Origin of the sequence: Sphingobium indicum B90A (assembly GCF_000264945.2) — a bacterium.
GTDB lineage: Bacteria > Pseudomonadota > Alphaproteobacteria > Sphingomonadales > Sphingomonadaceae > Sphingobium > Sphingobium indicum.
Window position 1 is genome coordinate 184442 of sequence record NZ_CP013070.1, and the last position, 24760, is coordinate 209201.

A 24760-nucleotide genomic window follows, 5' to 3' on the forward strand; every position below is an offset into this window, starting at 1 on the left:
AGGGCGCGGCATGACGCTGCTTGCACCCTATGCCTCGCATCCCGGCCGCAGCCGGGGCCGCCTCCACGCCGAACCCGGCGGGGAGGTGCGGGGGCCACGCGACATGTTCCAGCGGGACCGCGACCGCATCATCCACAGCATCGCCTTCCGCCGCCTGCGCCACAAGACGCAGGTGTTCGTGTCGCCCGACGGCGATCATTTCCGCGTCCGCCTGACCCACAGCCTGGAGGTGGCGCAGATCGGCCGCACGACGGCGCGGACGCTGGGCCTCAACGAAGACCTGACCGAAGCGCTGTGCCTGGCGCATGACATCGGCCATCCGCCCTTCGGCCATGCGGGGGAGGACGCGCTGGAGGCGGCGCTCGACGCGCATGGCGGCTTCGACCATAATGCCCATACGCTGCGCACGCTGATGCTGCTGGAAAGTCCCTATCCTCTATTCCGCGGCCTCAATCTGAGCTGGGAGATGCTGGAGGGGCTGGCAAAGCATAACGGCCCGGTCACGCGGCCCGGCTGGGCAATGCGGGAGGTGGACGCGCTGTTCCCGCTCGACCTTGCCAGCCATGCGTCGCTGGAGGCGCAGTTGGCGGCGATTGCGGACGACATCGCCTATGACAATCACGACATCGATGACGGGCTGCGCGCCGGCCTGCTGACGCTGGACCAGCTTTTGAGCGTGCCGCTGGTGAAGGGCTGCTGGGACCGGGTTCGCGCGCGCTATCCCGATGTGGCGCAGGATCGCTTGCTGCGCGAACTGGTGCGGGAGCAGATCGGCGTGATGGCGAACGACCTGATCGCCGCCACCCGCGCCAATATCGCGGCGGCGGGCGTGGAGAGCGTCGACGACGTCCGCCGGGCCGGGCGCGCGCTGGTGGGCTTTTCGCCCGAACTCGCCGCGCAGGAGCGCGACCTTAAGCGCTTCATGTATGCGACGCTCTACCACCACCCTTCACAACTGGCGGCGGCCGACCGGGCGCGCGTGATCGTGACCGACCTGTTCCGCGCCTATCAGGCGGACCCGACGCTGATGCCGCAGGAGTGGCGCGACGATTGCGCGACTTTCGAACCCCGGCGCAGCCGCCATATAGCGGACTTCATCGCCGGCATGACCGACCGCTACGCCGAAAAGCGTCATGCCGAGATTTTCGGCGAAGCGGCATTGGCCTGAGGCGGACGGCGGCAGGCCGGGCGCATAGGGCCGAACGGCCGGCAAAAGAGGAGCGCGCCGATTGAGCGATTGACGGCGCGGCGCGTTTCACGCAATGCGGAACTGTCGCCGGTGCCGTGGATTCGGTTATCGGACTTGATGCGGGAGAGCATGGGAGGCCTTTCAGGCCAGCCCGTCGCCGAAGGAGCAACCGCCCCGGAATCTCTCAGGCCAATGGACCGCATCATGGGCAGGCACTCTGGAAAGCGGACGGTTCATGCTGTCCCACCGAAGGGGTAAGCCATCCGGTCGCCTGGCCGGTGGTCAAAGCTCTCAGGTTCCGTGACAGAGGGGGTGGCAAACGCGATGAGTCCGACTCCGGACGGGCGCGTCTGTCGCCAATGACCCTCGCATGGAAAGGCCGCCCCTCATGTCCGGCAATGACGACATCGCCCATATCGAAGAAGAATTGCCGTTGCAGAACCTGCCGCTTGATGGTTGGCACCGCGCCAGGGGCGCGCGCATGGTCGGCTTTGCGGGCTATCACATGCCGATCCAATATGAAGGCATCATGGCCGAACATGTCTGGACTCGCGAACATGCCGGGCTGTTCGACGTCAGCCATATGGGCCAGCTCGGCTTCTCCGGCGAGGGCGTGGACGACGCGCTGGAAATCCTGTTGCCGAGCGACATCAAGGGGCTGAAGCCCTTTCGCCAGCGTTATTCCATGCTGCTCGACGAAGAAGGCGGCATATTGGACGACCTGATGGTCTCCCGCTTGGGGGACGGCGCTTTCGGCGGCGCGGACATCTATATGGTGGTCAACGGCGCGACCAAATATGACGACATGGGCTGGATGATCGAGCATCTGCCCGACGAAGTGGTGATGAACCACATGGACGAGCAGGCCCTGCTCGCCTTGCAGGGTCCGGAGGCGGGGGAGGCGCTGGCCACGCTGATCCCCGAAACCGCCGATCTGATCTTCATGCAATCCGGTCTCTTCACCTGGCGCGGCGTTCCGCTGTGGATCAGCCGGTCGGGCTATACCGGCGAGGACGGCTTCGAGATCAGCGTTCCCGCCGCCGATGCCGCTCTGCTCGCCGATGCGCTCTGCGCGTTGCCGCAGGTGAAGCCGATCGGGCTTGGCGCACGCGATTCGCTGCGCCTGGAGGCGGGATTGCCGCTCTACGGCCATGACCTGACGCCTGCCGTCAGCACCATCGGCGCCGATCTGGGCTTCGCCATCCAGAAGCGCAGGCGCGAAGAAGGCGGCTTCATCGGCCATGCGCGGGTGATGAAGGAATTGGCGGACGGGCCGGGTTCGAAGCGCGTGGGCCTGAGGATTCAGGGTCGCCTGCCCGCGCGCGAGGGCGCGCCTATCTTTGCCGGCGGCGCGCGGGTGGGCGAGGTCACGTCCGGCGGCTTCGCGCCGACCGTGGGCGCGCCGATCGCCATGGGCTGGGTCAGCCTGCCGCACAGCGCGATCGGCGCCGCGCTGGAGATCGAGGTGCGCGGCAAGCGCATCGCGGCGGAGGTTGCGCAGATGCCGTTCGTTCCGCACCGTTATCGCCGCAAAGCCTGAGTCCTTTCTGGTTTCTGATTGGTCGTGATTTTCAAGCAAATCACTCGGAGGGAAGTAAATTATGAGCCGTTATTTCACCGACGAACATGAATGGATCGATGTCGAGGGCGAAATCGCTACCGTCGGCATCACCGACTATGCGCAGGAGCAGTTGGGCGACATCGTGTTCGTCGAACTGCCCGCCGAGGGTACGGCCTTCGAAAAGGGCGACGACGCCGCCGTGGTGGAGTCGGTCAAGGCCGCGTCGGACGTCTATGCGCCTATTTCGGGCGAAGTGGTCGAAACCAACAGCGCGCTGGAGGACGAACCCGCGCTGGTGAACAGCGATGCCGAAGAGGATGGCTGGTTCTTCAAGCTGCGCGTCATTGATGCGAGCGAACTGGAAGGCCTGATGAACGAAGCCGCCTACAAGAAGTTCGTGGCGAGCCTTTGAGGACAAATAGCCCCTCCCCTTCAGGGGAGGGGTTGGGGTGGGGGATCGCCCTGAGCGCCGCGCCTGTGGATAGCCCCCACCCCGGGCCCCTCCCCTGAAGGGGAGGGGAGAGGAGATATGTGAAATGCGCTACCTACCCCTTACCGACACTGACCGGCAGGACATGCTGACCGTCATCGGCGCATCGTCGGTCGACGACCTGTTCGTGGACGTTCCCGCCGAAGCCCGGCTTCCCGGCAAGATCGCGGGCCTGCCCGACCATGCCAGCGAACTGGCGGTCGAGCGGCACATGGCGGCCCTTGCGCGGAAGAATCTGTCGGCGGGGGAAGCGCCCTTCTTCCTGGGCGCGGGCGCCTATCGCCATCATGTCCCCGCCAGCGTCGATCATCTGATTCAGCGCGGCGAGTTCCTGACCGCCTACACGCCCTATCAGCCGGAAATCGCGCAGGGCACGCTCCAGGTGCTGTTCGAATTCCAGACGCAGGTGGCGCGCCTGCTGGGTTGCGACGTCGCCAACGCCTCCATGTATGACGGGTCGACCGCCTGCTGGGAGGCCATCGGCATGGCCCGCCGCATCACCAAGCGCGGCAAGGCGATCCTGTCATCCGGCCTGCATCCCCATTATGTCTCGGTCGCCAACACCATGGCGAAGTTCACCGGCGACGCGCTGGTGCATCAGGCGCCGACTCTGGACGCCGCGCCCGACATCGACGCGCTGATCGCCGGGATCGACAAGGATACAAGCTGCGTCGTCGTCCAATATCCCGACATTCTCGGCCGCATCGCCGACCTGACGCCGCTGGCCGACGCCGCCCATGCGGCGGGCGCGCTGCTGGTCGCTGTCGTCACCGAGCCTGTGGCGCTGGGCGCTTGTCGGACGCCGGGTCATATGGGCGCGGACATCGTCGTGGGCGAGGGCCAGTCCATCGGCGTCGGCCTGCAATTTGGCGGGCCTTATCTGGGCCTGTTCGCGTGCAAGCAGAAATATGTCCGCCAGATGCCGGGCCGCCTCTGCGGCGAGACGGTGGACGCGGCGGGCAAGCGCGGTTTCGTGCTGACGCTTTCGACCCGCGAACAGCATATCCGCCGCGAAAAGGCGACGTCCAACATCTGCACCAATTCCGGCCTCTGCGCGCTGGCGTTCAGCATCCATATGACGCTGCTGGGCGAAAAGGGGCTGCGGGAACTGGCGGCGCTCAACCATGCCCTCGCCGTTCAGGCCGCCGACCGGCTGGCCCGGGTGCCCGGCGTCACGCTGCTCAACGACAGCTTCTTCAACGAATTCACCCTGATCCTGTCGAAGGACGCCCGCGAAGTCGTCCGCAACCTCGCGGACAAAGGGGTTCTGGGCGGCGTCTCGCTCGGCCGCCTGTTCCCGGATGCGCCGGAGATCGGCAACGGGCTGGTCGTCGCCGTCACCGAAACCGTGACCGCGGAGGATATCGAAGCCTTTGCCAAGGCGCTTGAGGAGGAACTGGCATGATTTGCCCCCTTACCCCGTTCGCCCTGAGCTTGTCGAAGGGCTCCACTGTTCTTCAAGAAAAGGGAAGGGCTTCGACAAGCTCAGCCCGAGCGGTTCTGGGAAGGTAAAGCACAATGACCATGCTGAAGGAAGGCCGCCCCACCGCGCCGCAAGCCCTGAACGAAGCCGATGCGGTCCCCGCGACCGCCACGGGCAACCGCGCCCTGATGCTGGAGGAGGCGCTGATCTTCGAGATCGGCTCGACCGAGACCACCGGCGTCGATTTCGCCGAAGCGCCCAAGGTCGCCAGCCGCCTGGGCAACCTCGCCCGCACCGACGGCATCGGCCTGCCCGGCCTGTCGGAGCAGGAGACGGTGCGCCATTACACCCGCCTCAGCCGCCAGAATTATGCCATCGACCTTGGCCTGTTCCCCCTCGGCTCCTGCACGATGAAGCATAATCCGCGCCTGAACGAGAAGGTGGCGCGGATGCCCGGTTTCGCCGATCTCCACCCGCTTGCGCCCCAATCGACGGTGCAGGGCGCGCTGGCGGTGATCCATGAACTGGCCGCCTGGCTGGTGACGCTGACCGGCATGCATTCCGTCGCGATGAGCCCCAAGGCGGGCGCGCATGGCGAACTTTGCGGCCTGCTGGCGATCCGCGCCGCCCTGGAAGCGCGCGGCGATGCGCGCAGCGTCATCCTGGTCCCCGAAAGCGCGCACGGCACCAACCCCGCCACCGCCGCCTTCTGCGGCTACAAGGTAGAGGATATTCCGGCGACCCCGGACGGCCGTGTCGATCTGGAGGCGCTCAAGGCCCGCCTCGGCCCCGATGTCGCGGCGGTGATGATCACCAACCCCAACACCTGCGGCCTGTTCGAGCGGGACATGAAGACGATTTCCGACGCGGTGCACGCCGCCGGGGCCTTCGTCTATTGCGACGGCGCGAACTTCAACGCCATTGTCGGCCGGGTCCGCCCCGGCGACCTGGGCGTCGACGCGATGCACATCAACCTGCACAAGACCTTCTCCACGCCCCATGGCGGCGGCGGTCCCGGCTCCGGCCCGGTGGTGCTGTCCGAAGCGCTCGCCCCCTTCGCGCCGCTGCCCTTCGTCGAAAGGCAGAGCGACAAATTCGTGCTGGTCGAGGAAGAGACGGCGGAAGACCATCACGGCCAGACCTTTGGCCGCATGGTCGCCTTCCATGGCCAGATGGGCATGTTCACCCGCGCCCTGACCTATATCCTCAGCCATGGCGCGGACGGCCTGCGGCAGGTCGCCAGCGATGCGGTGCTGAACGCCAACTATATCCTGCGCAGCCTGGACGATGTGCTGGACGCGCCCTTCGGCGGCAGCGGCCCCTGCATGCATGAGGCGCTGTTCAGTGACAAGGGGCTGGCGGAAGGCTTCACTACGCTCGACATCGCGAAGGGGCTGATCGACGAGGGCTTTCACCCGATGACCATGTATTTCCCGCTGGTCGTCCACGGCGCGATGCTGGTCGAACCGACCGAGACGGAAAGCAAGGCCGCGCTCGACCAGTTCATCCTGGCGCTGCGCAGCCTGGCGGAACGCGCCAAGGCGGGCGACGAGGCGTTGAAGGGCGCGCCCTATTTCGCGCCCCGGCGCCGCCTGGACGAGACGCTGGCCGCCCGCAAGCCGGTCCTGACCTGGACCGAGCCGGAACTGGCGGAAGCCGCCGAATGACGGACAGGCCGGAACCGTGGGAACCCGGTTCCGGCCCCGCCTCTGCGGGCAAGCGCCACGCGCCGGCGACGGCGCGCAACCGCGACGCCATATTGGCGGTGCTTCGCGAGGAACTGCCATCCTCCGGCCTCGTGCTGGAGGTGGCGAGCGGCAGCGGCGAGCATGCAGTCCATTTCGCCGCGGCCTTGCCCGCGCTCGACTGGCAGCCGAGCGATCCCGATCCGGCGGCGCTCGCCTCCATAGAGGCATGGCGGGAGGAAGCGGGCCTTGCCAATGTGCGTCCACCGATCCGGCTGGATGCAGCCGCCGATTGGCCGGTGGAAGCGGCTGACGCAGTCCTGTGCATCAACATGGTTCACATCAGCCAGTGGGCGGCCACCGCCGGGCTGTTCAAAGGATGCGCTAAACTGCTGCCCGCCGGCGCTCCGCTGATAATCTATGGCCCTTTCCTCGAAGCCGACGTCGAAACGGCTCCGACCAATAGGGCGTTCGATCGCTCGCTGAAGGCGCGTAACCCCGAATGGGGGCTTCGCGATGTCGCCGAGCTCGATCGGGTCGGCGACGCATTCGGCCTTGCGCAAGTCCGGCGGATGGAAATGCCGGCCAACAATCTCATCCTGATTTACCGTTCGCGCCGGTCCTGATCGAAACGGCCGGGAACTGAATCGGCGAGGTTCAACCGAGGAATTTGATCAGATCGGGCGTATTCCGCACATTCCGGCTGACCGCCAATATATGAGGGACGCTTTCCGTGGTTTCGGCATCAACGAGGACGCGAACGGCTCCCATCGCCTCAAGCGCCTTGGTGATCGACGTCTGGTTCAATTCCGACGGAGTCGTGATCAGTTTGGAGATTTGATCCGAATTCAATCCGATGGTCTTGACCTCCAAATCTCCCGAAAGCGCATCCGTCGAAGCGTTGAAGCCAATCGGGAACAGGCCGTTCAGATTCAGTCCGGCTTTCTTCGTGTGGATGTTCGCGATCACGCGAAGTCCCACGCCTACTTTTGCGCGGCCGGCCGTTTTCCCGTCCATCATGATGCTGTCCTGCATGAACCGCATATAGTCGACAGTGACGCGATAGCGGCCCTTTTCGCCGGTCAGCGCGCCCGTCAGGAATGTCAGGCCACCGCCGTCATTCACCTTTTCGACAGTGACCTTCGCATCCTGATTCGACATCAGGGCGCGTCTTTTCTTTTCGGCCAGCGATGCCCAATAGACCTCCGCCTCGGTCGTTCCGTCGAATATCTTGACCTTGGGAACCTGAATCGGCTCGATAGGCACGAAATTGGTGGGGTCGAAAGGATCGATCCCTCCCAAATCCGTGCGTTTGATGATCTGCGAGGACGCTTCCGACGCGAAACCGACGCCAGCGGCAATGGCGGCCATCGCCGCCAAAGCGTTCCGGCGGTCGTGGGTTCGCATTTCGGCATCCTGGCTGTCGGTCATAGATCACTCCCTCGATGGAAGAATAAGGGCATAGATCAAGACATTGCGCAAGCGAAACGCTTGGCGCGGGGATCGGGTTTCGGTCGGATTTGGATGCAATGGCGTTCGCCCCGCCCTCCCGCGAATGAACCCTCCCCGATATTCGAACGGCGGGCTTGAAAGTCACCCCCGCTCCTGCGAAGGCAGGACATCAGACCGGACGCCGGAACTGCGCTCCCGCCTTCGCGGGGGCACGGCGTGCGCCGAACGGAATGAATGCCTCACACTCTCCTCTCCCTCGTCACCGTCGAACTGGCCGCGCCCGTCGACCCGCGCGCGGCGGCGATGGCGGGCGCGCTGGCGGCGCAATATCCCGCGGCTTCGCGAGCGGTGCTCTTTTACGGCTCCTGCCTGCGGGAGAAGAATCTCGATGGCCTGATGCTGGATTTCTACCTGATCGTGTCCGACTATCGGGCAGCTTATGGAAAGCGCTGGCTCGCCACCGCCAACCGGCTGATCCCGCCCAATGTCTTTCCCTTCGAGCATAATGGCTTGGTCGCCAAATATGCCGTGCTGTCGGAGGCCGACTTTGCGCGGCTGAACAGTCCGGCCGCCGACAATGTCTCTGTCTGGGCGCGCTTTGCCCAGCCTGCGCGGCTGCTCTGGGCGGCGGACGATCTGGCCCGCCAACGCGCCATCGCCGCCGTCGCCGGCGCCGCCCCGACCCTGCTGTCGCTCGCCCGCCCGATGGCGCAGGAGCAGGACGCGCTGTCGCTCTGGCGGACGGGTTTCGCCCTGACCTATGGCGCGGAATTGCGGGCCGAGCGGAAGGGCCGGTCGCTTTCCATCGTCGATGCCGATCCCGACCGCTATCGCCGCTTCGGGAACGCCGCGCTGACCCAGGGCCTGCCGCCATCGCCGGAGCCGGATCAGGCGGCTGCCCGCTGGCGGGTGCTGCAAAGGCGCGGCAAATGGCTGTCCGTCGTCCGCCTCGCCAAGGCCAGCTTCACCTATGCCGGCGGCATCGATTATCTGGCATGGAAGATCAACCGCCATGCGGGCACCGCGATACAGATCAAGCCATGGCAGCGCCGCTGGCCGCTGATCGGCGCGCTTACTCTGCTGCCGCGGCTGTTCCGGGGTGGTGCGATCCGCTGAGCGCATTCGACAGCGCCTGTGCCAGGACGGTCAGCGTATAGGGCTTGCGCAGCACTTCATGCCCGCCGAAATCCGCGCTTTCGGCCGTGTCGCCGGCATAGCCGGTGACGAACAGCACCGGCAGGTGCGCGTAGACGGCGGGCAGGGTGCGGACCATTTCCGGCCCCGTCATGTCGGGCATCAGCACGTCGCTGACGATCAGGCCGATGTCGCGATGGCTGGCGAGCAGCTTCACCGCCTTGGACGGATGGTCGCAGGCGACGGGCAGGTGGCCCAGTTCGGCCAGCGCCGCCATCGTCTGGTTGAGGACGCGGGGGTCGTCCTCCACCACCAGGATGCGGGTCGGGGGATGAAGCACGGGTTCCCGGTCCAGCGTGGGCGCATCCATCGCGTCCTCGCCTTCCGCGCCGATATGGCGGGGCAGATAGAGGTGGACGCTGGTGCCCCTGCCGGGTTCGGATTCGATGCGGATTTCGCCCTCGCTCTGATGCACGAAGCCGAAAATCTGGCTGAGGCCGAGGCCCGTCCCCTTGCCCACCGGTTTGGTGGTGAAGAAGGGTTCGAACACGCGGGAGAGGATTTCGGGCGTCATGCCGCAGCCGTCGTTGCTGACGCTGAGCGTTACATATTCCCCGCCGGCGCATTCGCCGACCTCATGGTGGGCGAGTTGGACCTGCCCGGTCCGGATGATCAGGCGACCTCGTCCGTCCATCGCATCGCGGGCGTTGACGCACAGGTTCAATATCGCATTTTCCATCTGATGCTGGTCGACGAAGATCCGCCAGCCCTTCGCCTCATTTTCGAAGGCCATGGTGATCTGGTCCCCGATCGATCGGTCGATCAGGTCGGACAGCCCGGCCACCAGCGCATCGGGATCCACCGCGCTGGGCAGCAGCGGTTCCGACCGGGCGAAGGCCAGCAGGCGGCGGGTCAGCGCGGCGGCGCGGTTTGCGCCCTCCATCGCATTGTCGAGATGGCGGTTCGCCTCCTGCGGTTTCAGGCGCAGCTTGCGCTTGGCGAGTTCCAGCCCGCCGACCACCACCGCCAGCATGTTGTTGAAGTCGTGGGCGATGCCGCCGGTCAGCTGGCCCACCGCGTCCATCTTCTGCATCTGGCGCAGATTTTCCTCGGCGGCGGCGCGTTCGGCGGTCTCCTTCTTGAGTCGTTCATAGGCATCCGACAATTCGGCGGTGCGGGTGGCGACGGCCTCCTCCAGCCGGTCGGCGCGCTCCGCCTCGTCGTCCGCCTGCCTGCGCGCATTGCGCCGCTCGCTATAGGCGGCATTGGCGAACCAGAGCGCGAACAGCACGCAGACCAGCAGCACCAGCCCGAAAAGCTGGGACGTCTTGCCGAACCATGCATTGCGGTCCCCCGCCAGCGACACGGCCTGGCTGCGTTCCTGCAACCGGGCGTTTTCCGCCTGGATGACCCGGTCCAGCAGCGCCGTGATGCGCATCAGGTCGCGGGACTTGCCAGCCTGGTGGAATTGGGCGAGCGCCGCCATCTTCTGATCGTAGGTGGTGCGCAGGCCGATCTCGCTCAGCGTCTTGCCGCGCTGTTCGAACGCCGCCTGCAACGCCATCACATTGCCGCGTTGCCAGTCGGAATGGCGGGTGGTGTAGTTCAGCGTCTTGAGCTGGCTTGCGGCGGTGCGCCACTGGTCCTGGAACAGGCGGCCGGTATCGGGGTCCAGGCTGATGACATAGCGGGCCAGCGTCACTTCGGCCCGCGCCGTCTTCGCCTCGAAAGCGCGGGCGAGGGCGATCACCTCGAAACTGCGGCGCTGTTCCTTCAGCGCGCGCTCATGGTCGCGGGCCGCGTGGCTGGCGCTGTAGAGCAGCGTGCCGAGAGAACCCACCAGCAGGATGACGAGCACCAGCGGCAGGAAGCGCGCCACGAACGCCCGCCACCCTGTCGCATGTTCATCCATGAAAAACCCGTCCGCCATCGACAGTTACACTAGATGAACAATATTAACGGAGAAATGCCGCAGGTGAAAGGTTCCGCTTTTGCGGCAGATTCCATCGCGTTAAATGCCCGTCCGGTCGCGGCGTCGACGCGAAGGAGCGATCAGCCGATCGCGCCCGTGGCCCTGCCCGCGGCCTCGAACATGGCGATGATCTGGCCGACCTGTTCATCGCTATGTTCCGCGCAAAGCGAACAGCGCAGCAGGAAGGTTCCGGCGGGGGTCGCCGGGGGGCGCGCCATGTTGACGTAGAGCCCCAGCTCCAGCAGCGTCTGCCACATGGCCACCGCCTGGGTCTGGTCGGTCAGGATAACGGCGATGATCGCGGACTGCGGCGTTTCCGTGCCCAGCCTGAAGCCGAGGTCGGTGAGGCCCTTGTGCAGCCGCTGGCTGTTCTTCCACAGATGGGCGCGCTTCTCGCCCGCATGCATCAGCTTGTGGATCGACGTCGCGGCGGTGGCGACGACGCTGGGCGGCAGCGACGCGGTGAAGACATAGGGACGGCAGACGAGGCGCAACACCTCGAACTTCGGGTGGTTGGACACGCAGAAGCCGCCGACCGTGCCGACCGACTTGGAGAAGGTGCCGACGACGAAATCGACGTCCTTCTCGACGCCCTGCTCCTCATAGACGCCGCGGCCATTGGGACCGAAAAAGCCCATGCCATGCGCCTCGTCCACCAGAATCATGCAATTGGGATGCTTGCGCACGGCGGCCACCATGTCCGGCAGCGGCGCGACGTCGCCCAGCATCGAATAGACGCCTTCCAGCACCACCAGCTTCAGCGCGTCGGCGGGCAGGCGGCCCAGGCGCTTGTCCAGATCCTCCACGCTGTTGTGGCGGAAACGGACGATCTCCGCATCGCCCAGGAAGCAGCCGTCATAGATGGAGGCATGACTGTCCGCGTCCAGCACGACATAATCGCCCCGGCCCGCCAGGGTGGAAATCATGCCCAGATTGGCCTGATAGCCGGTGGAGAAGACCATCGCGCCGCTGGTGCCGTAGAAGTCCTTGAGCGCTTCCTCGACTTCCTTGTGCCCCTGATAGGTGCCGTTCAGCAGGCGGCTGCCGGTGGTGCCCGCGCCGAAATCGTCCAGCGCCTTCTTGCCCGCGGCGATGACGTCCGGGTCGAAGGTCATGCCCATATAGTTGTAGGTGCCGAGCAGGATCGTGTCCTTGCCCTTGATGACGGCCTGGGTGGGGGACTTCACCTCGTCCATGACGATGGCGAAGGGATCGCGCACGCCTGTCGCCAACAGCGCCTCGCGCTCGGCGATCAGGGGGTCGAATTTGGAGAAGAGGTCGCGGGTTTGCGTCGTCATATTGGTTCCTCGACCCGTTCGTGCTGAGTTAGGTGGGAAGGCAAAGGCCTCGTATCGAAGCGCCCTGCGCCGGTCCCTGTCCTTCGATGCGCCATTTCGACAGGCTCAATGGCTACTCAGGACGAACGGCAATAAAAGTCAGGCGGCTTTCAGCCCTTCAGCTTCGCCACGGCGTCCACGAGCTGGCCGACGGTCTCGATCTCGGCCTGCATGTTCATGGTGATGATGATGTCGAATTCATCCTCGATCGCGGCGACGAAATCCATCACCGTCAGGCTGTCCCATTCCAGATCGCCCGCGAAGGTGGTGGCTTCGGTCAGTTCGACGCCCTTTTTGTTGAAAGGCGCGATCTGGCTCAAAACGCTGTCGAAAATTGGCTGGCGATCCGTCATTATCCGTGGTGCTTTCCGTGAAAGAGCGGCTTTTGCCCTCAAGCGTCGCTCTTTGGCAAGGGAATAAGGCGGCAATCGGGCATGACTGTCGCGAAAAAGGGGGAGGGGGAAAAGATGGACGCGACGAATGCTCCGGTGCCCAATGCGATCCACCTGCTGCGCACGGCGGTGCAGACCAATATGCAATTGAGCCAGATGGCCGATCAGAAGGCCAACATGCTGATCGGCGCGTCGATGGTGATCTTCACGCTTTGCGTCGCGCAATTGCGGTCGGGGGCGCTGGTCTGGCCGGTGGCGGTGCTGGCGGTGGGCGTGTTCCTGGCCGCGACCTGCGCGATCATGGCCGTGCTGCCCAGCGTCGGCCGGTCGCGCGGGGATGTGGGAACGGACGACAATCTGCTGTTCTTCGGCATCTTCACCAGCCTCAGCGAGGCGGAATTCAGCGACCGGATGATGGCCCTGGTGTCGGACGACGATGCGCTGTGCCGGGCGATGCTGCGCGACATGTACCAGAACGGGCAGGTGCTCCAGCGGCGGAAATATCGCTGGCTGGGCTATGCCTATCGGCTGTTCCTGGCGGGCGTAGTGACGAGTTTTGTCGCGCTGGTGGTGGATTTGGGACTGGGGTGGGGTTGAGGGGAGCGCTTTGCTTGCCCCCATCAGCATGACGGGGAAGGGGCGGGCGAATGCCCCGGCAAATTACCGAAAATTGTCGGCGTAGGCCTGGATCTTGAGCGTCTTGGGCGCGGTCGGAATGACGGCATAGGCGATCCCCTCCCGCTCCGCATAGGCGCGGGCGGCTTCTTCGGAGGAGAAGGTCAGCCTGATCTGCTGCTTCGTGTCGCCCGAGCCAGCCCAGCCGGTCAGCGGATCGGGCTTCTTCGCTTCGGCCGCCACATATTCCAGCACCCATTTGCGGGTCAGCGCCTTGCCGGACTGCATGGCGTTCTTCTGGATCTGATAGATGCGCGCGCTCATCGCGAGGAAGACTCCTGAGGGAAGATCGGGTTGCGTTGCACCAGCGAATGGATCGAAGTCAAGGCTTCCCCTTGGCCTCGGCGCGTTTCGTGCGCAGCGTGGCGCTGGCCGCCGCCGGATCGTCCGGCCAGGGATGCCTGGGGTATCGGCCGCGCATTTCCTTCGCCACCGCGCTCCAACTGCCCGCCCAGAAGCCGGGGAGGTCGCGCGTCGTCTGGATCGGCCGGCCGGCCGGCGAGGTGAGGGAAAGCACCAGCGGAACGCGCGCGCTGCCGACCACCGGATGCTCGTTGAGGCCGAACAGGGCCTGGACGCGCAGTTCGACGCGGGGGCCGCCCTCCGCCGCATAGTCGATCTCATGGCCGCTGCCGGCGGGGGAGCGGAATTCGGGCGGGGCGAGCCGGTCGACCTGCTGCTTGCCGTCCCAGCCGATCAGCCCTTCCAGCACGCCGGAAAGCTGCGAACGGTCGATGTCGGAGAGACGGCGCCTGCCTTGCAGCAGCGGGGGGAGCCATTCGTCCAGCGTCTCCATCAACGCGGCATCCGACAGGGCCTCCACGCCGGCGAAGGCAGCGCGCATCCTGAGCGATCGCGCCGCGTCGGACCAGGGGAGAAGGTCCAGCCCGCCCAGCCGCACGCCGTCGGTCAGGGCTGCGACCACGGCATCCGGATCGGGCCGGTCATCAGAGCCGGACGAGAGCCGCACCGCGCCCAGCCGCCTTTCGCGCAACGCCTCTATCCCGCCATTGGCGGCCCGGAATCGCACGGTGCGATGCTCCGCGATCCGGGCCGCGAACAGGGCGATCACCTCCGCCTCGCCGATCGGCGCGGCGGAGAGGATGCGGGCGCCTGCCGCGCTGCCTTGCACTTCGCCCACCGCCAGCCATTCCTCCCGCGCCAGGGGGCTGAGCGGATCGAGCCGGAAGCCGCGTCCGCCGACGCTTGCCCAGTCCGCGCCGTCGGCGGAGCGGCGCTTGGAAACGCGATCCGGGAAGGCGAGGGCGAGACAGAGGCCGGTTTCATGGCCATGCTCCGCGCCAAGGGTTCCCTTGGCCGCAAGCGGTGGAACCAGCTTCGCCCATCGTCGCGCCATCGTCCGTGCCGCATCGGCGCGCTTGCCGCTCTCACGCCGCCAGCGCATTCGTCGCTGCGTCAGGTCCGTATCCTGCCCGCCGATTCCCCGTTCGCTCAGCAGCACGGCAACCTCCGCCGCGACCTCCGCCAGTCCGATTTCGCCCGCCCGCACCAGCATATGGCCGATGCGCGGTTCCAGCGGCAGGGCGGCGAGCGCCTTGCCATGGGCGGTGATGCGTCCGTCCTCGTCCAGCGCCTCCAGCGCCGTCAGCCGTCTGCGCGCCTCCGCCACGGCGGCGGCGGGCGGCGGGTCCAGCCAGCGCAACTCGCCCGGATCGCCCACCCCCCAAAGCGCGCAGTCCAGGATCAGGCTCGACAGGTCGCTCTCCAATATCTCCGGCGGGTCGAAGGGCGGCATGCCGGCGGTCGCCGCCGCTTCCCAGAGGCGATAGGCGACGCCCGGCCGCTGCCGCGCCGCGCGGCCCGCCCGCTGGATCGCCGCCGCCTGACTGGCGCGTTCCGTCACCAGCCGCGTTACGCCCGCCGCCCGGTCATAACGCGGCCGCCGCGCCAGACCGCTATCCACCACGATCCGCACGCCGTCGATGGTCAGGCTGGTTTCCGCGATGGACGTGGCGAGGATCACCTTCCGCCGTCCCTCCCGCGAGGGGCGGATCGCCGCCCGTTGCGCCGCCGGGTCGAGCGAGCCGTGGAGCTTGTGCACCTCCACCCCCGCGCCCTCCAGCCGTTCCGCTGTCCGTTCGATCTCCGCCACGCCGGGCAGGAAGGCGAGCAGGTCGCCTTCCGCCTCCTCGCTCAGCGCCCGGCGGATGGTCGCCGCCATCTCCTCCTCGATCCGCTTTTCCGATGCGCGCCCGACATGGCGTAACGCCAGCGGCTGGATGCGGCCTTCGCTCTCCACCACGGGCGCGCCGTCGAGCAGGGCCGCGAAACGCGCGCCATCCAGCGTAGCCGACATGGGTATGATCCGCAGGTCGGGCCGCAGCGCTCCTTGCGCGTCGAGGGCCAGGGCCAGCCCGAAATCGCTGTCCAGGCTGCGCTCATGCACTTCGTCGAACAGGATGGCGGAGACGCCCGAAAGCTCCGGATCGTCCTGAATCCGCCGCACGAAAATGCCCTCGGTCAGGACCAGCAGCCGCGTGGCCTTCGAAACCTTCGAATCCATCCGGGTTGCGTAGCCGACCGTGCCGCCGACATCCTCGCCCATCAGTTCGGCGATCCGCTCCGCCGCTGCCCGCGCCGCCAGCCGCCGGGGGGAGAGCAGCAGGATCTGGCCCGTGCACCAGGACTGGTCCAGCAGGGCGGGTCCGACGGCGGTGGTCTTGCCCGCGCCCGGCGGAGCCACCAGCACGGCATTGCTCCCTTCGCGCAGCGCGGCGAGCAGGTCGGGCAATACGGCATGGATGGGCAGGGCGGTCATCGCCGCTTCCTCTCGCGCCATTCACGCCTCAACGCAATGATTCAGCCGAACAACAGAATATGGATCGGGTTTTTGGGGTCCAGCAGCATCTTGGCGGTCAGCGCCAGCGACAGGATGATCAGCAGCGGCCGGATCAGTCGGCTGCCGAAGCGCATGGCCAGCCGCGAACCGATCTGCCCGCCGGTGATGCTGCCCACCGCCATGGCCAGCCCGACGATCCAGATCACATGGCCGCCCGCGATCATGGTGATCAGTCCGGCCAGGTTGCTGGCGAAATTGGCCGCCTTGGTCTGGGCCGTGGCGCGCACGAGGCCAAGGCCGCCGAGAGCGATGAAGATGGTGGTGTAGAAGGCCCCCGCGCCCGGCCCGAAAAAACCGTCGTAAAAGCCGATGACGCCGATCAGCAGGCTGAGCGCGACCATGCCGACCCGCTGGTGCCGGTCCATTTCGCCGACCTTGGGCGAGAAGGTGAAATAGGCCGCCAGCGCGATCAGCAGCGCGGGCATCAGTCCGGCGAGAATGGACGGATCGACCCTCTGCACCAGCCAGGCGCCGCCGACCGATCCCGCAAACGCCGCGAATATGGGCCAGCGATAGGCCTTCAAATCCATATGTCCCGCCCGCGCATAGGCGACGCAGGCGCCGAACGTGCCTAGCGAGCTTTGCAGCTTGTTGGTCGCGACCGCGGCCACGGGCGGGATTCCGGCGGCCAGCAAGGCGGGCATCGCGATCAGCCCGCCGCCGCCCGCCATCGCGTCGATGCACCCCGCGATCAACGCGGCGGCCATCAGGAAGGCAATGGTTTCAGGGGAGGGGATCATAAGCGGCGGTTTGGTCTTGCTGAATGAAAAAGGGTATGTGTGGCAGGAACCCGGTCCTGCCGTCTGAACTGGGTCCCTGCCTTCGCAGGAACACCAAACTCAAACGAACCGGCCGCCTGTTCCCTCAATAGGCGCGCGCAATGGCGAACTCGACCGCTTCGGTCAGCGCCGCCCTGGCCTTGCCATTGTCGAACATGCCGAGCGCGTCGATGGCCCGCTGGCCATAGTGCCGCGCCCGCGCCAGCGTGTCCGCAATCGCGCCGGTCTTGCGCAGCAGGCCGGTCGCATGGGCCAGATCCTCGTCGCTCACCCGGTTGCCCGCAATCGCCGCCTTCCAGAAGGCGCGTTCCTCGTCCGAACCCCGCGCATAGGCCAGGATGACCGGCAACGTCACCTTGCCGTCGCGGAAATCGTCGCCCGCATCCTTGCCCATGGTCGCGCCGTCCGATTCATAGTCGATGGCGTCGTCGATAAGCTGGAAGGCGATGCCGAGGTTCCGGCCATAGACGTCCAGGGCCTGCTCCTCCGCCTCGTCGCGGTCGGCCACCACGGCGGAAATGCGGCAGGCGGCGGCGAACAGGGCGGCCGTCTTCGCGCCGATAATGTCCAGATATTGCTCTTCGCTGGTGTCGATCTTGCGCTGGGCGGTAAGCTGGTTGACTTCGCCCTCCGCGATCACGGCCGATGCGTTGGAGAGGATCTTCAACACCTTCAGCGACTCCGCCTCGACCATCAGTTCGAAGGAGCGGGAGAAGAGGAAATCGCCCACCAGAACGCTGGCGCTGTTGCCCCAGATGATGTTGGCGGTCTTGCGGCCCCGGCGCAGCCCCGATCCGTCGACCACATCGTCGTGCAGCAGGGTCGCGGTGTGGATGAACTCGACCGCGGCGGCCAGCTTGTAGTGGCGCGACCCCGCATAGCCGACCAGATCGGCGCAGGCGAGCGTCAGCATCGGCCGCATCCGCTTGCCCCCGCCCGCGATCAGATGGCCGGCCAGTTCGGGGATCAGCGGGATGCGCGACTGCATCCGGTCCAGGATGACGGCGTTCACCTGGTTCATGCCCTCGGCGACCAGCGCCATCATGGGGGCGAGCGAAGGCGCGCTGCTGGCGCGGCCGATGGGATGGACATTGCCGGTGGCGGATGCTGTCATGACAAGCGCCATGTGGCGGCGCGAAATGCTAAAGGCAAGCGGGAATAGCTTGCCTGACGCCGCGGAAGAGGCAAAAAGCCCCCGATATTGGATGACGCATCGCTCGGGCGGAAAACCCGTACCCGCTTTTCCTGGCGATGCTCTGCTGGAGGACCATGGTGGACGAGACTTTGAAGCGCTATCGCGAGAGCATCGACAATATCGACGCGGCGCTGGTCTTCATGCTGGCCGAGCGGTTCAAGATCACCCAGGCGGTGGGCGAGCATAAGGCGACCCACGACCTGCCCCCCGCCGATCCGGGTCGGGAGGAACGCCAGATCGCGCGCCTGCGCCAACTCGCCACCGACGCCCATCTGGACCCCGATTTCACCGAGAAATTCCTGCGCTTCATCATCGACGAGGTGATCCGCCACCATGAAAGGCTGCGCGAGGGCTGAATATTACAGCCTAAGCCGGTTCGGCGATGTCCCGGTCGCGCGCGGGCCGCGTCGACCGGCCCAGCATCACCCCGCCCAGCGCCAGCGCGAAGCCGATAAGCTGAACCGGACCCAGCCGCTCCCCGAACAGCAGCCACGCCTCGACCGCCGCGAGCGGGGGCACCAGCAGCAACAGCATCGACATGCGCGTCGGTCCCTGGTGCCGCACCAGCCATACCAGCAAGGACAGTCCGGCGGTCGATAGCGCCAGCACCGACCAGGCGAGGCCGATCCACAGCATGGGTGAGCCGTCCCAGCGATAGTCCCCGACGAACAGCGTAGCCGCGATGGCGATCATCGCGCCGCCGCCATTCTGCACCGCCCCGGAAATCGCGATGCCGTCGCCCGCTATCGATCCGCGCTGGATCAGCGTGCCGCCCGCCATGCTCAGCACGGCGAACACGGCCGCGACCGCCGGGCCGACCGCGATCGATCCGGCGCCTGACCGCTCGATCGCGGGCAGCAATACGCACCCCACGCCGATGATCGCGGCGGCCAGGCCGACCCAGGCGCGCTGCGGCAGCCGGTCGCCCAGGAAGGCCACGCTCGCCACCGCCACCATCAGCGGTTGCAATGATCCCAGCAGCGCCATGACGCCGGCGGGCATGCCGTTGTTCACCGCCCACCAGCTCAGCGTCAGGTAGAAGCCGTGCAGCATCGCGCCGGCCGCCAGGTGCAGCCCCAGTCGCCGCCCGCGCGGCAGGGCCTGCCGCGCATGGAACGCCGCGCCGCCCAGCAACGCCGTCGTCAGCGCCAGCCGCACGGCCAGGATCAACTCCGGCGTCGCATGCGGCACCGTCGCCCGCGCGACGATGAAGCCGGTCGACCAGATAAGGACGAACAGAAGGGAAGCGAGGCCAACGATCATGCGCCGGCCTTTGGCCTATCGGCGTCCGCCTGTCGAGGCGTGCGATGGGTCAGGAAAGCGGTGGGTGTGGCTGGGGTTGGCCAATAGCGGACATTAAATCCTCCCTACGCGTAGCGTGGGGAGGGGGACCGTCGGCGCAGCCGATGGTGGAGGGGAAATACGCAGACCGTGCCCCATTCCCCTCCACCAGCCTTCGGCTGGTCCCCCTCCCCATCTATCGATGGGGAGGAATAGAATAGGTCCGCTCTCCACCCGAACCCGCTTCATTCCCGTCCGGCGCGAATGGCCGCGCCGCCGGCGAAGGGCGTGATCGCGACCAGCAGCAGGGAGGCCGCGCCCAGGAATTTGAGTGCGGCGCCGCTGCCGTCGCCCAGCGTCCCCGCGCCGAAGATCAGCAACGGCACGGCAAGCGGCAGGGCCAGCAGCCCCGCCAGCGCGCCGCTGGAGCGCAATCCGGCCGTCAGCGTCGCCACCAGCAGTCCCAGCGCCGCCAGGGCGGGCGTGCCGATCAGCAATCCCGCCTCCAGCAAGCCTATGGTCGCCGCGTCCAGCTTCAACAGCGCGGCGGCGGGCAGGGTCGCGATCATCAGCGCCGGGCCGAAGCCCAGCCAATGCGCGACCAGCCGGGCGAGCACGACCGTCTCCTCCCCGATGCCGCGCAGCGCGATCTGGTCGAGCACGCCCGCGTCCCGGTCCGGCGCCACCAGCCGGTCCACCGGCAGCAGGCTGGCGAGCAGCGCCGCGATCCACAGCATGCCGCCGCCGCTCCGCCGCAGCAGCGCCGCGTCGGGGCCGACGGCAAAGGGGTAGAGGCTGGCGACCAGCAACAGGAATGCGATCGGCAGCCACAGCCCGGCGGATTGCCAGGATTGCCGCAAATCGCGCGCCGCCAGCGCCAGGAGGATGGTCATGCCTCCTCCTCCGCCCATGCATGGTCCCGCATCGCCAGGACGACCGGGCTAGCGAGCGGCAGCGGCTGGTGCGACGCGGCGACCACCATGCCGCCCTTTGCCAGATGCCCCGCGACCGCCTGCCCCAGCAGGTCCAGCGCCGCCTCGTCCAGCCCGTTGCCCGGCTCGTCGAGCAGCCAGATCGGCGCGCCGCTCGCGATCACCCGCGCCAGCGCGGCGCGCTTGCGCTGCCCGGTCGACAGCATGCGCACCGGCACTTGGCGGAGCGGTTCCAGCGCCATCGCCGCCATCGCCGCGTCCAGCGCCATGGGCGCCGCGGCATCCAGTCGCGCCCAGAAGCGCAGCGCGGCTTCGAGCGGCTGTTCCATGTCCAGCGCCAGCCGCTCGTCCGTCATCGCGACCCGGCCATGGCGCGCGACCGTTCCGGCGGTCGCGCGCAGCAGCCCGGCGCAGATCCGGATCAGGCTGGACTTGCCGATGCCGTTCGGCCCCTTCAGCAAGGCGCTGCCGCCCGGCTCCATCGCCAGGTCGACGCCGCGGAACAGCAGCCGCCCGCCGCGCGCGCAGGCGACGCCCGACAGGTGCAATCCCGCCCGGCTCATAGGGTGACCATGTCCTCCAGCACATGCATGTCGATGTCGGACAGGCCGAAATGATGGCCGATCTCATGCACCACCACATGGGTGATCAGCATGTCGAGCGGCACGCCCGTTTCCACCCATTCGTCCAGCAGCGGCCGGCGGAACAGGTGGACGGTCGGCGGCAGGTCGCCGGTCTGCGCCGCTTCCCCGACCGGCCGCCCGGTGTAGAGGCCGGTGAGGCCGAAGGGATCGTCGATCTCCATTTCCTTGAGCACCTGCGGATCGGCAAATTCCTCCACGAACAGCACGACGTTCGACAGGTGCGATCGGAACGGTTCGGGCAGGCGCGACAGGGCCGCCAGCGCCAGGCTTTCTATATCCTCGCGCGTCGGCGCAAATCGGGGCGGTTGACCGGCATCGTCCATGGGAGAGACATAAAGCATGTTCCGAATCGTCTGCAAACCGCCGACGCATGGGAAAATGAGTTAACGCCGCCGGAATCGGCCGGGCAAGGGACGGGAAAAGACAGATGATCGCGAAACTGGACGGGGAGGAACGCGCGCTGGCGCTGAGGCAACTGCCGGAATGGACGCCGGTGCAGGATCCGGACGGCATCCGTCGCCTTTTCGCCTTCCGGGATTTCACGGCCGCCTTCGGCTTCATGACGCAGGTGGCGCTGCTGGCGGAAAAGGCGGACCATCATCCCGAATGGTCGAACGTCTACAACCGGGTAGACATCTTGCTCACCACTCATGATGCGGGCGGCCTGTCGCGCCGGGACGTCGAGCTGGCCGCTCGGATCGACGCCCTTCTATAGGCCTCTATTGCGATGCGTTCCCTTCGATCCGGTCGTCATAGCCGCTGAGCGCGGACATGACCGCCGGGTCATGGGCGTAGCGGTGCCGCAGCAGCGCCAGCCGCGCATCGGTGCCGGTGCAGAGCGCGGCGATATTGTCCTGCAAATAGGCCAGCCGTTCCGCGTCATAAGCTTCCTCGCCGCGGAAATGGTCGCACCCGTCGCGGTCGACCATGTAACGCGTCACTTCATCGGGAAAGGGCTGGAGGTCGGCTGCCCCGTCCGATGGCGGCAGGTCCGGGACATAGGGCGGCGGCGGGATGTTGACCACCGAAGGCTTCATCGGCAGCAACCGCAGGGGCGCGGCGCTCGCCGCGCCGGCGTCCGCCAGCCGTCCGGCGCCCTTTTCGCCAGCGTGCAAAGGCGCGGCGTCAATGCCGGAAGACGCGGGAAGCGCCTCTGCCGCCTCTTCGCGGCGCGGAGGCATGTCGGGCATCGCGAGGGAACCGACGGCCTCACGCGGCTCGCCCGGCCGTTCCTCCGCCTTTGCGCCGCTCTGTCCGTTGGAGCCTGGAGAACAACCGGCGACCAGCGCCAGCGCCAGCATCGGAAACAGCGTCTTGCCTGCGTTCACCCGATCTCCTCTCTCAAGCCGGCGATCAGGTCGGCGGCATGGTCCAGCCGCTTCTGCTCTTCATCGAGAATCGCCAGAAAAGCGGTCCGCCTATATTGATGCACGGCCTCCTGGGAAAGACGGCTTGCCGCGGGACATGCCGAAATTACGATATCCAGCAGCCGCTCCACCCCATGCAGTCGCCCCCAGAGATAGTCGTTCTCCCGATAGGCGCGGCTGAAGAACGCGCCGAAATTGTTGAATTCTATGCCTTTCAGCGTCGCTTCCGCCCCGCCGGAGCGGATCGCGCCGCAATCCTCCGGCGAGATGCGGTCGACCTTGACCGGGTCATATTCGTCCATCCCATGGCCTTGCAGCAGCGGCAGGGTGGCGATGTCGTAGAAGGGGAAGCCCAGATAGGCGAGCAGCATGGTCCGACGCGCCGCCTTGGGCAGCGCCGCCAGGGCTTCGGCCAGCATCATGTCCGCCGCTTCGTCCCGTTCGCGCAGGCCGCGCAGCCGCGCGACCGCCTCCAGCGCGGCGCCCGGATCGTTGGGGACTTGCCCGGCCGCCGCCTTGATCTCCCCATTGTAGAAGTCAGCGCCCTCGCATTCGGTATAGTGCGACAGGGCGGCGTAGATGGCGTCGTGCATCTTCTGGATGACGGCGTCGTCGGCGGTCGCCTCCACCTCCAGCGTTTCGGACAGCCGCCGGGCCAGGAAACGCAGGCGGCGGATGCGGAAGGACAGGTCGTGCTGGCGGAAGAAGCCGACCGGGGCGGAGGCGGGGCCGACATCCTCCGTCAGCCGGTCCGCGCCGACGGCGCGCACATGGCCCCACAGCGCCTGGCGGTAGCTTTCGCGCATCAGCGGGCTTTCCTCCCCGCTCAGGCGGAACAGCAGGTCGGCCAGATCCTCGACGATGCCGGAGAGTTTCAGATGTCCGTAGGCGGGGAAGGCGAAACCGGCGGAACCGGCCGCCCGCTGCTGCGCCTTGCTGCGCCAGGCGGACAGCCGGGCCGGCGTCGGCCGGTCCAAGAACAGCATGCCGCCGATGGCGCTCTCCACCTCCGCCTCTATGCCCGGCCGCAGCGCGTTCAATATGCGCGCCATGCGGCGGATGCGGGCGCTGTGCCGGTCTATGGCGTCCAGATTGTCGCGGATCGGCTGTTCGCGGGGAATGTCGCTGAGCGCGCCGAAGATGGTGCGGAAGAAGCTGGGCAGCGGCGCATCCGCGCCCGAGGGCGCGTCCTCCGCCTCGCCGTGGCGATTGAGCTGGATCGAGCGATGGCCCGGCTTGGGATCGATATAGACGAAGCGCCGGTCGACCTCCCGCCGGGAGGGCCGGTTCCTGAGCGCGCCGATGGCCTGGGCGAAGGGGGCGTTGGCCAGCACCGAACCGTCGATCAGCACCGCATCCTCGGCACGGCCCCGCGCGGCATGGCGGGGCAGCGCGCGCGCCAGGAAGGCGTCCCGCGTCGGCCAGGCGCGATGACGGCGTTTCAGCACCCGGTCCAGCTCGCGCACGGTGAAGGGCGGGAAAGCGCCGGGGAAGCTGGCCGTGGCGCGGGCGGCGAAGACCAGTTCGGCGGGATCGGCAAGATTGCGCTCGCCATGGCCGCGGGCGCGAAAGCCGATGGAGAGGCGATGTTCCGTCTCCACCACCTGGGGCGGGCTGTTGAGGTTCAGGCTTTGCGGATGCCCCTCGAAATCGGTGACGGTGACGAACAGGTCCAGCGGATGGCCGGGCGGCAGCAGCGCGGGGCCGTGCCCGGTCGCCTCCATCGCGTCGAAGGCGTCCAGGATCATGGCGGTGAAGATGTCCCCGCCGAAGGGCGGTTCGAACCAGCGGGAACGTATGAAGTGGGACAGCTTGTGTCGCACCTCCTCCCGCGTGTCGGGGGCGACTGTGCGCTCGACCGTGTCGCCCGGATGCCGCGCCGCCATCCAGACGAGCGGCGTCGCCCAGAATTTGGTGATCCGCCGCGCCGGCCGGGCGTCGGGGTCCAGCAGCTTTTCGACATCGGCATTGTCCAGCCACATGTCGGTCAGCGGGTCCAGCGACTGGCCCGTCTCTATCGCCTGCGCCAGGAAGATGCCGTTGATGCCGCCCGCGCTGGCCCCGGCGATGATGTCGGGCATCACGCGCAACTTGATGCCGCAGGCCTTTTCCAGATCCTCCAGCAGCTTGCGATAGACCGCCTCGCTGCTGTTGCCGGACGGCACGTCGTCATGGAACGCCCGGCTGGCGCGGGCCAGATGCCAGATTTCCTTGGTGATGCCGTGCATGTAGACAGCCAGGCTGATCCCGCCATAGCAGACCAGTGCGAGCCTGAGTTCCCGCTCTTTCATGGGGTTGAGAGTTGCAGAGGGCGATGGACTTGTCGAGGGTGTGTTTCCGTTCCGGGGAAAAGTGGTCCTGCGAAGGCAGGAGCCTGGGCAGCGTGGACAAA

General features: G+C 66.9%; 24 protein-coding genes and 1 riboswitch. Of the genes, 10 read left to right on the forward strand and 14 right to left on the reverse strand.

The window, feature by feature from the left end; translation table 11 throughout:
* The first annotated feature begins 10 nt into the window (after positions 1-10).
* From SIDU_RS00955 to SIDU_RS00980, 6 genes are all read left to right on the forward strand, one after another.
* Positions 11-1168, forward strand: a complete 1158-nt coding sequence (locus tag SIDU_RS00955; protein ID WP_025161166.1) for a deoxyguanosinetriphosphate triphosphohydrolase — start codon at positions 11-13, stop codon at positions 1166-1168.
* A gap of 131 nt (positions 1169-1299) precedes the next feature.
* Positions 1300-1399, forward strand: a riboswitch (glycine riboswitch).
* Positions 1400-1577: 178 nt separating this feature from the next.
* Positions 1578-2729 (forward strand): glycine cleavage system aminomethyltransferase GcvT, encoded by a 1152-nt coding sequence (gene gcvT / locus SIDU_RS00960; protein WP_007685608.1) that lies wholly within the window; start codon positions 1578-1580, stop codon positions 2727-2729.
* Between the two features lie 61 nt (positions 2730-2790).
* Positions 2791-3162: a glycine cleavage system protein GcvH gene (gene gcvH, locus SIDU_RS00965; RefSeq protein WP_007685609.1), complete on the forward strand. Its 372-nt coding sequence runs from the start codon at positions 2791-2793 to the stop codon at positions 3160-3162.
* Between the two features lie 124 nt (positions 3163-3286).
* Complete coding sequence (gene gcvPA, locus SIDU_RS00970; protein WP_007685611.1) at positions 3287-4645, forward strand: aminomethyl-transferring glycine dehydrogenase subunit GcvPA; 1359 nt, start codon at positions 3287-3289, stop codon at positions 4643-4645.
* A gap of 113 nt (positions 4646-4758) precedes the next feature.
* Positions 4759-6330, forward strand: a complete 1572-nt coding sequence (gcvPB, locus tag SIDU_RS00975) for an aminomethyl-transferring glycine dehydrogenase subunit GcvPB (protein WP_007685613.1) — start codon at positions 4759-4761, stop codon at positions 6328-6330.
* Complete coding sequence (locus SIDU_RS00980; RefSeq protein ID WP_007685615.1) at positions 6327-6974, forward strand: DUF938 domain-containing protein; 648 nt, start codon at positions 6327-6329, stop codon at positions 6972-6974. Before gcvPB ends, SIDU_RS00980 begins: the two co-directional genes overlap by 4 nt.
* Before the next feature lie 31 nt (positions 6975-7005).
* On the opposite strand, the gene SIDU_RS00985 is transcribed toward SIDU_RS00980, so the two are convergent.
* Complete coding sequence (locus SIDU_RS00985) at positions 7006-7779, reverse strand: hypothetical protein (RefSeq protein ID WP_007685617.1); 774 nt, start codon at positions 7777-7779, stop codon at positions 7006-7008.
* A gap of 255 nt (positions 7780-8034) precedes the next feature.
* Between SIDU_RS00985 and SIDU_RS00990 the strand changes: the two genes are divergently transcribed.
* The gene (locus SIDU_RS00990) at positions 8035-8916 is read left to right on the forward strand and encodes a hypothetical protein (RefSeq protein ID WP_007685620.1); all 882 of its coding nucleotides are present in this window, start codon (positions 8035-8037) and stop codon (positions 8914-8916) included.
* Here SIDU_RS00990 and SIDU_RS00995 read toward each other — a convergent pair.
* From SIDU_RS00995 to SIDU_RS01005, 3 genes are all read right to left on the reverse strand, one after another.
* Positions 8873-10864 carry an ATP-binding protein gene (locus tag SIDU_RS00995; protein WP_073507105.1) on the reverse strand — a complete coding sequence of 664 codons (1992 nt, stop codon included), beginning with the start codon at positions 10862-10864 and terminating at the stop codon, positions 8873-8875. The genes SIDU_RS00990 and SIDU_RS00995 overlap by 44 nt on opposite strands.
* Before the next feature lie 122 nt (positions 10865-10986).
* Positions 10987-12204: a serine palmitoyltransferase gene (gene spt, locus SIDU_RS01000; protein ID WP_007685624.1), complete on the reverse strand. Its 1218-nt coding sequence runs from the start codon at positions 12202-12204 to the stop codon at positions 10987-10989.
* Positions 12205-12353: 149 nt separating this feature from the next.
* A complete protein-coding gene (locus SIDU_RS01005; protein WP_007685626.1) occupies positions 12354-12596 on the reverse strand; it encodes an acyl carrier protein in 243 nt (80 codons plus the stop codon).
* A gap of 81 nt (positions 12597-12677) precedes the next feature.
* On the opposite strand from SIDU_RS01005, the gene SIDU_RS01010 reads away from it, so the two are divergent.
* Positions 12678-13232, forward strand: coding sequence for a Pycsar system effector family protein (locus SIDU_RS01010; protein ID WP_020819511.1), 555 nt, complete (start codon positions 12678-12680; stop codon positions 13230-13232).
* A gap of 63 nt (positions 13233-13295) precedes the next feature.
* On the opposite strand, the gene SIDU_RS01015 is transcribed toward SIDU_RS01010, so the two are convergent.
* The 4 genes from SIDU_RS01015 to SIDU_RS01030 form a co-directional block, all read right to left on the reverse strand.
* A complete protein-coding gene (locus SIDU_RS01015; RefSeq protein WP_007682450.1) occupies positions 13296-13574 on the reverse strand; it encodes an ETC complex I subunit in 279 nt (92 codons plus the stop codon).
* 58 nt (positions 13575-13632) lie between these two features.
* Positions 13633-16089, reverse strand: a complete 2457-nt coding sequence (gene hrpB, locus SIDU_RS01020; RefSeq protein ID WP_007682452.1) for an ATP-dependent helicase HrpB — start codon at positions 16087-16089, stop codon at positions 13633-13635.
* A gap of 41 nt (positions 16090-16130) precedes the next feature.
* Entirely contained in the window at positions 16131-16910 is a 780-nt protein-coding gene (locus SIDU_RS01025) for a TSUP family transporter (protein ID WP_007682454.1), read from the reverse strand.
* 124 nt (positions 16911-17034) lie between these two features.
* Positions 17035-18063 carry a polyprenyl synthetase family protein gene (locus SIDU_RS01030; RefSeq protein WP_007682456.1) on the reverse strand — a complete coding sequence of 343 codons (1029 nt, stop codon included), beginning with the start codon at positions 18061-18063 and terminating at the stop codon, positions 17035-17037.
* A gap of 155 nt (positions 18064-18218) precedes the next feature.
* Between SIDU_RS01030 and SIDU_RS01035 the strand changes: the two genes are divergently transcribed.
* Positions 18219-18500, forward strand: a complete 282-nt coding sequence (locus tag SIDU_RS01035) for a chorismate mutase (protein ID WP_007682458.1) — start codon at positions 18219-18221, stop codon at positions 18498-18500.
* A gap of 10 nt (positions 18501-18510) precedes the next feature.
* On the opposite strand, the gene SIDU_RS01040 is transcribed toward SIDU_RS01035, so the two are convergent.
* The 4 genes from SIDU_RS01040 to SIDU_RS01055 form a co-directional block, all read right to left on the reverse strand.
* Complete coding sequence (locus SIDU_RS01040) at positions 18511-19407, reverse strand: DMT family transporter (protein WP_007682460.1); 897 nt, start codon at positions 19405-19407, stop codon at positions 18511-18513.
* Positions 19408-19670: 263 nt separating this feature from the next.
* Positions 19671-20318 (reverse strand): heme exporter protein CcmB, encoded by a 648-nt coding sequence (locus SIDU_RS01045; protein ID WP_007681926.1) that lies wholly within the window; start codon positions 20316-20318, stop codon positions 19671-19673.
* The gene (gene ccmA, locus SIDU_RS01050) at positions 20315-20920 is read right to left on the reverse strand and encodes a heme ABC exporter ATP-binding protein CcmA (RefSeq protein WP_007681928.1); all 606 of its coding nucleotides are present in this window, start codon (positions 20918-20920) and stop codon (positions 20315-20317) included. The genes SIDU_RS01045 and ccmA overlap by 4 nt, the downstream gene beginning before the upstream one ends.
* Positions 20917-21342, reverse strand: a complete 426-nt coding sequence (locus SIDU_RS01055) for a metallopeptidase family protein (RefSeq protein WP_007681931.1) — start codon at positions 21340-21342, stop codon at positions 20917-20919. Before SIDU_RS01055 ends, ccmA begins: the two co-directional genes overlap by 4 nt.
* A gap of 86 nt (positions 21343-21428) precedes the next feature.
* Between SIDU_RS01055 and SIDU_RS01060 the strand changes: the two genes are divergently transcribed.
* On the forward strand, positions 21429-21716 hold the full coding sequence (locus SIDU_RS01060) for a 4a-hydroxytetrahydrobiopterin dehydratase (protein WP_007681938.1): 288 nt from the start codon (positions 21429-21431) through the stop codon (positions 21714-21716).
* A gap of 4 nt (positions 21717-21720) precedes the next feature.
* Here SIDU_RS01060 and SIDU_RS01065 read toward each other — a convergent pair whose 3' ends face one another.
* Positions 21721-22329: a hypothetical protein gene (locus SIDU_RS01065; RefSeq protein WP_007681940.1), complete on the reverse strand. Its 609-nt coding sequence runs from the start codon at positions 22327-22329 to the stop codon at positions 21721-21723.
* Positions 22326-24659 carry a patatin-like protein gene (locus SIDU_RS01070; protein ID WP_007681941.1) on the reverse strand — a complete coding sequence of 778 codons (2334 nt, stop codon included), beginning with the start codon at positions 24657-24659 and terminating at the stop codon, positions 22326-22328. The genes SIDU_RS01065 and SIDU_RS01070 overlap by 4 nt, the downstream gene beginning before the upstream one ends.
* Positions 24660-24760: the final 101 nt, after the last annotated feature.